The organism is Streptomyces montanisoli, assembly GCF_017813245.1.
Lineage (GTDB): Bacteria > Actinomycetota > Actinomycetes > Streptomycetales > Streptomycetaceae > Streptomyces > Streptomyces montanisoli.
Genome location: NZ_JAGIQL010000229.1, coordinates 1 through 8133 on the forward strand (window position 1 = coordinate 1; position 8133 = coordinate 8133).

7 protein-coding genes and 1 tRNA gene are annotated in these 8133 nt (G+C 73.9%); 3 read left to right on the forward strand and 5 right to left on the reverse strand.

Features of this window, described 5'->3' with window-relative positions; translation table 11 throughout:
* Positions 1–2011, reverse strand: a 2011-nt coding sequence (locus JFN87_RS30520; protein ID WP_372449319.1) for a putative bifunctional diguanylate cyclase/phosphodiesterase, incomplete at its 3' end; no start/stop codon positions are given.
* Between the two features lie 352 nt (positions 2012–2363).
* Between JFN87_RS30520 and JFN87_RS30525 the strand changes: the two genes are divergently transcribed.
* Positions 2364–3617: a M6 family metalloprotease domain-containing protein gene (locus JFN87_RS30525; RefSeq protein ID WP_307865656.1), complete on the forward strand. Its 1254-nt coding sequence runs from the start codon at positions 2364–2366 to the stop codon at positions 3615–3617.
* 83 nt (positions 3618–3700) lie between these two features.
* On the opposite strand, the gene JFN87_RS30530 is transcribed toward JFN87_RS30525, so the two are convergent.
* The 4 genes from JFN87_RS30530 to JFN87_RS30545 form a co-directional block, all read right to left on the reverse strand.
* Positions 3701–3774, reverse strand: a tRNA-Lys gene (locus JFN87_RS30530).
* 18 nt (positions 3775–3792) lie between these two features.
* Positions 3793–4476 carry a hypothetical protein gene (locus JFN87_RS30535; RefSeq protein WP_245182564.1) on the reverse strand — a complete coding sequence of 228 codons (684 nt, stop codon included), beginning with the start codon at positions 4474–4476 and terminating at the stop codon, positions 3793–3795.
* A gap of 234 nt (positions 4477–4710) precedes the next feature.
* On the reverse strand, positions 4711–5061 hold the full coding sequence (locus JFN87_RS30540; RefSeq protein WP_209345348.1) for a DUF8844 domain-containing protein: 351 nt from the start codon (positions 5059–5061) through the stop codon (positions 4711–4713).
* A 143-nt stretch (positions 5062–5204) separates the two neighbouring features.
* A complete protein-coding gene (locus JFN87_RS30545) occupies positions 5205–5801 on the reverse strand; it encodes a histidine phosphatase family protein (protein WP_209345350.1) in 597 nt (198 codons plus the stop codon).
* Between the two features lie 274 nt (positions 5802–6075).
* Between JFN87_RS30545 and JFN87_RS30550 the strand changes: the two genes are divergently transcribed.
* Positions 6076–7023, forward strand: coding sequence for a phosphatase PAP2 family protein (locus JFN87_RS30550; protein ID WP_209345352.1), 948 nt, complete (start codon positions 6076–6078; stop codon positions 7021–7023).
* Positions 6905–8133 (forward strand): hypothetical protein (locus JFN87_RS30555; protein ID WP_209345354.1); only part of this gene is annotated, 1229 nt, incomplete at its 3' end. The genes JFN87_RS30550 and JFN87_RS30555, both read left to right, overlap by 119 nt.

Consider the following 8133-nt stretch of genomic DNA (forward strand, 5'->3'; position numbering starts at 1 on the left):
CGTCTGCGCCCGCGCCCGCGTCTGCGCCCGCGCCCGCGTCTGCGCCCGCGCCCGCGTCTGCGGCTGCGGCCGCGCCGCGTCGGGCCAGGAGGTCGGCGATGCGTTCCGGTGCGACCGGGCGGGAGTACAGCCAGCCCTGACCGGTGTCGCAGCCGATCTGCTGCAACCGTTCCGCCTGCACCGACGTCTCCACGCACTCGGCCGTCACCGTGAGACCCAGCCGGTGGGCGAGCTGCACCAGCGCCTCGACGATCATCTCGTCCGCCGGGTTGTGGTGCGTGCCGCCCTCGTCGTAGCGGAAGCCCCGCACGAAAGAGCCGTCCAGCTTGAGCGCCGACACCGGGAGCCTGCTCAGGTACGCCAGGTTCGAGTAGCCCGTGCCGAAGTCGTCGATGGCGATGCGCACGCCCATCTCGCTCAGCGCCTGAAGGGCCTGCAAGGGCCGCCCGGCCGAGCCCATCACCGCGGACTCCGTCAGTTCGAGCTGGAGCAGCTCGGGCGCGAGACCCGTCTCGGCCAGGACGTCGGCCACCTCCGCCACCAGGTCGGAGTCCCACACCTGCCGCACGGCGACGTTGACGCTCATGAACAGCGGCTCGGCACCGGGGTGCGCCAGCTGCCAGCGCCGCGCCTGCCGGCACGCCGTGCGCAGCACCCAGCTGCCCAGCTGGACGATCGAACCGTCCTCCTCGGCCAGGGCGATGAACCGGTTCGGCGTCAGCATCCCGAACTGCGGGTGCTGCCAGCGCACCAGCGCCTCGACCCCGCGCACCGAACTGTCGGCCATGCACACCAGCGGCTGGTACTCCAGCCGGAACTCGCCGCGTCCCACGGCGGGGCGCAGCGAGGACGAGAGCGCCTGGCGTGTCATCCGGTGGGCGTTGCGCTCCGGGTCGAAGACCGTCCAGCGGGCCTTGCCGTCGGCCTTGGCCCAGTACAGCGTGGTGTCGGCGGCCTGCATGAGGCACGTCGGCGTGGTGGACTCGCACGGGCGCTCCACCACACCGATCGACGCCGACAGCGCGAGCCGCTGCCCCGCCAGGTCGAACGGCAGCTGGAGCGAGTCGAGCACCGACCGCGCCAGGCAGGTCAGTTGCTCCGTGCCCGTCGAGTCCTCCACGAGCAGCGCGAACTCGTCGCCGCCGAGCCGGGCCACGAGGTGGCCGCCGCCCTCGCGGTCGGCGTGCTCGGCGCAGTCGACCAGGCGTTGCGCGACGGCGGCGAGCAGCCGGTCGCCGGTGCGGTGGCCGAGCGTGTCGTTGACGGCCTTGAAACCGTCCAGGTCGAGGTAGAGCAGCCCGATGCGGCCGGTGCCGTGCTCGTACGCCCCGCCCTCGCCGTCGTCGTCGCGGTCACCGTCGCCGTCACCGCCGCGGCCGGCCACGCCTTCGCCGCCGGCCGCCCCTTCGCAGGTTCCCGGCACGGGCAGCACCGCCGCGGTCGAGGACTCCAGCGCCGCCGTGAGGCGCTCGAAGAACAGGGCCCTGTTGGGCAGCCGGGTCACCGGGTCGTGCATCTGAAGGTGGCGCAGGCGCGCCTGGAGCTCGCGCCGGTCGCTGATGTCGCTGACCGCGAGCAGCGCACCCCCGTCGGTGCCGGCCACGGGCGCCACGGTGACCTCGGCCCACACGGCCCGCCCCTCGGGGTGCTTGAGGCGCCGCGTGCAGCGCAGCCGTGGCCGTCTGCCGCGCAGCACCTCGCGGTAGGCGTGCCACGTGCGGGCGTCGGAGGCGAGGTCGACGAGGTCGGCGGCCGCCTGCCCGGGCAGGACGGTCCCGCACGCGCCGAGGAGGTCGGCCAGCGCGGCGTTGGCGCTGAGCACCGTCCCCTTGTCGTCGAGGAACGCCATGGGGAGCTGGGCCGCGTTGAACGCGGCGCGGTAGTCGCTCGGACGTACGCCCCCGCGCGCTCCCCCGAACGGGTGACGGTCGGTGACCGTGGCGTCCGCCGGGCGAGCCTCGCCGTGTGCCGGGACTGCCGCCGATCGCGGCGTTTCGGAGGTTGCGCTCACGGCTCGCTCCCACGGTGCAGTCGTGTCGTACAAGGGCGGTCAGGGACGGTCGGACCGGGAAAGTGAGCCGATCATAGAGCCAGCGCGGGGGCGTGTTCCAGCCATGGAACCGTGAACGGGCGGCCGGGCGGGCGCCGTCCGCCCATCGGTTGACCGTTTCTGCATATCTGCGACGCAGGTCACGCGCGACCCGACGTTTTGTGACGTTCCGTGATCGAAAGTCTCGCCCGATCGGAGTGTCGCCGCGGCCCATCACCGGGAACTCACCCGGCCGGTTCTCCCTGACGGGCATTCGATAACAAAACATCACAAAGTGGATGACGTCACATGAACTCCGCGGCCGGAGGCCTTCGTGGAACGTCAGCAGCCACCCCCGGGTCAGGAACGCCCGCGCCTGCGCAGGACCGCCGCCGCCCTCACGTCGCTCATGGCCCTCGCCGCGACCTCGCTGGTCACCGGCGGCACGGTCGCCGCCTCCACCTCGCCCGACGCCTGCGCCCTGCCGCGTACGGCCGCGCACCACAGCCTCGGACTCGACACCTGGAACAGCGCCTACGTACGCCCCGACCACCGCGTCGACTCGGTCATGATCTTCCTGTCCTTCCCCGACTCGGTGCCGAAGACGACCCCGAGCGAGCTGGCCGCCGACCACTTTCCGGCCACCAGCGACTTCTGGAACCGCTCCTCCTACGGCCGGTTCGTCCTGCGCAACCACCCGCAGCACCGCTGGCTCGAGATGCCGAAGCCCTCCACCGCGTACCGCATGAAGCGCGACTGGGCACCCGCGCGTCGCGACATGTACCTGCGCGACGCCCTGCGGGTGTCCGACCCGGTCGTGGACTTCGCGAAGTACCAGGTCGTCTACCTCGTGGCCGACCCGGACGCGCCGGGCGTCGACTCGGACGCGACGAAGGTGGTCAACTTCGACCATCCGATGCACGCCGACGGTACCGACATCGGACGCGTCGTGACCGTGTTCGAACACCACCCGCCCGACCACAACGTCCTCGCGCACGAGACGGGCCACGTGTTCGACCTGCCCGACCTCTACCACCGCCCCGCGGACGGCAAGGGCGACTGGGACACCTACGTCGGCGACTGGGACGTGATGGGCAGCCAGTTCGGCCTCGCACCCGACCTTTTCGGATGGCTGAAATGGAAGCTCGGCTGGCTGGACGACCGCCAGGTGCGGTGCGTGCAGAAGGCCGGCTCCTCGATGTTCACCCTGGAGCCGATCTCGGCGCCCAGGTCCGCCGCCGGCCGCACGGGCACCCGCCTCGTCGTCATCAGGACGGGAGAGGACTCCGCGATCGCCGTGGAGGTGCGCGCCGCCGTCGGCAACGACGCCACCACCTGCAGGGAGGGCGTGCTGATCTACCGCGTCCGCAGCGCCACGGAGTCGGGCGGCGGCCCGATCGACGTGTACGACACCCACCCGCACACGTCGGCCTGCCAGGGCAGCTCCGTCTACCCGCCGCTCGCGGACGCGCCGCTCGGCGTCGGCGAGACGTACACCGTGCCGGGGGAACGGGTCTCGGTCGAGGTGGCCGACCGCAGCGGAACGGGAGCGTGGACGGTGAAGATTACCACCGACCCGCGCGCCTGACGCGCTCCCGGCCGTGTGCGTACCGGCCCTGCCCTGTACGCACGGAAGGCCCCCACCTGCTGGTGGAGGCCTTCCGTCGTCTGTGCGCCGCCAGGGACTCGAACCCCGGACCCGCTGATTAAGAGTCAGCTGCTCTAACCAACTGAGCTAGCGGCGCCTGCTGACGTCGTAGACATTAGCACCCGGAGCGGTGAGAGGAAAAATCGATAAACGACGGCGAAGCGGCAGGTCGGCGCCGTGCCGTGGGAACCGTCCCGTCCTCGCGCCCGCGCGGCGCCCCGCGGGCCGCGCCCACGCACGCCCACAGCAGCACCTCGGGCCCGGGCAGCCAGGGCCCGCGCGTGCCGGGCGCGACGACCCAGCGAGGTCCCGGACCCGTCGCCGGCGACAGGGCCGGCACGGTGACCGCGTCCCCCGCGCCGTGGCACAGCAGCGGCGGCACGCCGCCCGTGCGGTCCGCGCCGCCCCACTCCTCCCAGCCGATCAGCGCGGGCAGCCGCTGGGCGGTCCCGGGCGCGGCGAAGAGCAGCACGCGCCCGCGGTGCGTCGCGACAGGGCCCGAGCCCGGCCCCTGCGCCCACATGCGGTCGAGCACCCGGCGGGCGAAGACGGTGGGCAGGTTCACCACGTCGAACACCGAGCCGCAGGGCAGCACGCCTGGCAGCCCCGGGCGCGCCCGCCACAGCGAGAGGGTGGAGCGCGGGCACGTGGCGGCCGAGGCGAGCCAGGCGGCGCCCTCCGGCGTGACCTGCTCGGCGCGGGCACGCTCCGGCCAGGGCCGCTCCGTCTCGCCGATGAGAGCGAACAGGTCACTACCGGGGCGGTGGGTCTTCTCTTCGTCTCGCAGCCAGGCGCTCATGGCACTGGTCTACCCGGCGTGACGGACGCGTGGCCGTCGGTTGCCGAATCCCGGGACAGGGGCGGGGGACGGGGCGTAACCTGCCCCAGCGCATATGCCGGATGCGCGTTCGTATGCACGTGCATCCGCAACGTCGAAACGGCCGAGCATGCATGTTGCCGGGCATGTTGCCGGGCATGCGGCCGGGCGTGCATGCGGCCAGGCGCGCGCGGGCGGCCGCCCGGAGCGGGCGGGTCAGGCCTCCTCGGCCAGGCCCCTGCCGTTCTGCAGGTCCCTGCCGAACTCGATCATCTTCTTCGCGTAGTCCTCTGTCCACCGCGCGCGCCGCGCGATGTCCGCCGCCGTGAGGCGGTCGAACCTGCGCGGGTCCGCGAGCTGCGCGGCGGCGACCGCCTGGAACTCGACGGCCCGGTCCGTGGCCGCCCTGAACGACAGCGTCAGCTCCGTCGACCTGTCCAGCAGCTGTGCCGGGTCGTCCATGGACTCGAGGCCGAAGAAGCGGTCCGGGTCGGCCGCCGCGGCCGCCGGCTCGAAGAGCAGCGGGGCGGGCCTCATGCGGCGCTCGCTCTGGTCGGCATCCGCCATCGTGTGTCCTCCTGGGTACTGCCGGACGTGCTGTACGCGTGCGTGGTCCGCCGGGGACCGTCGTCCATTGTCCCGCGCCGCGCAAGAGGGCGTGGGGCGCGTGCCCGTCGTGCGCTCGTCCCACGGGTACCCGGGCGCCGCGCTCAGGCGCGCCCCTCCAGGTGCGCGGTGTCGTTCCACACCTCGAGCGCGGGTGCGCCGTACGCCCAGCCGAGTACCGAGAGGGACGCGGGCGCGAGGCGCACGCGCGCCGCGAACGCGATGGGCTCGCCGAGCCAGCGCGCGCCGATCGCCCGCAGGATGTGCCCGTGCGCGAACACCACCGCGTCCCGCCGCGCCGACCGCGCCCAGGCGACCACCTCGTCCGCGCGCTCCGAGACCCGCGCCAGGCTCTCGCCGCCCGGCACCCCGTCGCGCCAGATGAACCAGCCGGGCCGCGCCGCGGTGATCTGCGCGGGCGTGAGCCCCTCGTAGTCGCCGTAGTGGAACTCCTGCAGCACGTCCCACCGCGTGGCGCGGTCGCCGAACCCCGCGAGCTCGCACGTCTCCGCGGCGCGCACGAGCGGGCTGGTGCGCACCTCGGCGCCGGCGAGGCCCGCCCACGGCGCCCGGTGCAGGCGCTGCCCGAGCGCCTTCGCGTCCGCGCGCCCCTCGTCGAGCAGCGGCACGTCCGTCCTGCCGGTGTGCTGCCCGGACACCGACCAGGCCGTCCGGCCGTGCCGGACGAGGAACAGGCGCATGTGCGGTCTTCTCCCAGGGTTCGCGGCGAATGAGGCACCCATCATCGCCCACCGGCCCGTGCCGCCTCACGGGCAACCCCCGTGCACACCGTGGCGTCCCTCCACCTCGACGGGACGAAGCCCCCGTCGACATCCCAGCCATCCCAGCCATCCCAGACATCCCCGTCATCCCAGCCATCCCGGCGACCGTCCACCCGCTCCACCGGCCGTACCACCCGCCCCGTAGGTTGAACGGCGGCCCAACGGTGCGTGAAGAGACCATGGAGACGTCCGTATGCAGTACACAGCGCGCCCCACCGCGACCACCGGGGCACGCGTCCGGCCGCGGTGGTGGGCCGAGGTCCTGCTGCTCGCCGTCCTGTACGTCGCGTACTCGGTGGGACGCCTGCTGGTGCGCGGTGACATACCCGGGGCCGTCCACCACGGCCTCGCCATACTCGGTTTCGAACAGCACCTGCACATCGACCCGGAACGTGTGCTCAACCGGGCCTTCACCCGCTCGGCCGTGCTCGGCGTCCCCGCCGACTTCGCCTACGCCTCCCTGCACTACCTCGTCACCCCGGCCGTCCTGCTCTGGCTCTACCGCCGCAGGCCCGCCCACTACCGCAGGGCGCGCACCTGGCTGATGCTCTCCACGATGATCGGCCTCGTCGGCTTCACCCTCCTGCCCACCGCGCCGCCCCGGCTGCTCGGCCCGGCCGAGGGGTTCGCCGACACGATGGCCCACTTCAGCTCGTACGGGTGGTGGGGCGGCGAGGCGAGCGCGCCGCGCGGTTTCGGCGACATGACCAACCAGTACGCGGCGATGCCGAGCCTGCACGTCGGCTGGGCGCTGTGGTGCGGTGTGCTGCTGTGGCGGCACGCGCGTACGCCGGTCGTGCGGTGGCTCGGCGCCGCCTATCCGGCCGTCATCACGCTCGTCGTCGTGGGCACCGCGAACCACTACCTGCTCGACGCCGTCGCGGGTGTCGCCGTCATGGTCGTGGGCGCGCTGCTCTCGGAGCCGTTGCGCGGGGCCATGAACCGGGTCCTCGGCGGCTCGCGGGCGGCGTCCGCGCCCCGGGGCACCACGATTGTCAGCGGTGGGTGCGAGACTTCCGCGGGTGAGCGATTCCCAAAGCAGCGGACGCGCGCCGGCGGTTCCTCCGCGGGCGCGAGACGAGGCGTCGCACGGCGCCGTGCCGGGGCCGAGGCGGGCGGCACTGCGGCAGCGGCTCGCTGAGCTGCGAGGCCCCGAGGTGCCCGCGCGCCCGCTGGACGCGAGGGCGCTGGCCGCGCTCGCCGCGAACCCCGGATGCAGGCGGCGCGCGCTGCTCGACGGCGCGGGTGTCGACAAGGGCGCGCTCGCCCAGGCGCTGGGCTCGCCCGCGCCCTTCGGGCAGTCGCAGTTCGCGTTCGCCCGGGGCAATGCGTTCGAGGCGCGCGTGAAGGCCGACGGCGGGCAGGAGCTGCTGCGGCTCGTCAAGGAGCACCTGGGCACCCCCGGCGCGGCGGGGGCGGACGAGAGCGCGCGCGTGCCGGACCTGTCCGCCGCGGGCCCCGAGGGGCGGGTGGCGCGTACGGCGCTCGCGCTGCGCGAGGCCACGCGCGACGGCGGCGGCTGGACGCTGCTCGACCACCCGCTGCTCGCACTCGACGTGGCGGGCTCGCCCGCCTACCTGGAGCCGGACGCAGTGGTGGTCGACCCGCGTGGGCGGTGGACCGTCGTGGAGATCAAGTCGTTCCCGATGCTCGACGGCTCGGCCGACGCGGCGAAGGTCGGCGGCGCGGCGCGCCAGTCGGCCGTGTACGTGCTGGCGCTGGAGCGGATCGCCGAGCACACGGAAGGCGCGAGCGTCGGCGACCGGGTGCTGCTGGTGTGCCCGAAGGACTTCTCGAACCTGCCCGCGGCCTCCGTCGTCGACGTGCGCAAGCAGCGAGCGGTCACGAGCCGCCAGCTGGCGCGGCTCACGCGCGTCGAGGACATCGCGGCCGCGCTGCCCGAGGGCACCACGTTCGACGTGTCGGCGCGCGACGGCGAGCAGCTGACGGAGGCGGTGGAGTCGGTGCCCGCCGCCTACGCGCCCGAATGCCTCGCCGCCTGCGAGCTGGCGTTCCACTGCCGGGCCAGGGCCCGCACACTCGGCGCGGTCGAGTCGCTCGGCCGGAGCGTACGGGGCGAGCTGGGCGGCCTGACGACCGTCGGCGAGGTGCTGGCGGCGGCCCACGGCGAGGCGGGCGACGCATCGGACCCGGCGGTGGCCGCGCTGCGCAGGGCCTCCGTGCTGCGCACGGAGGCCCTGGAGGACATGGCCGCGGCGCTGCGCGCGGAGGCGGGCGACGCGCGCGAGGC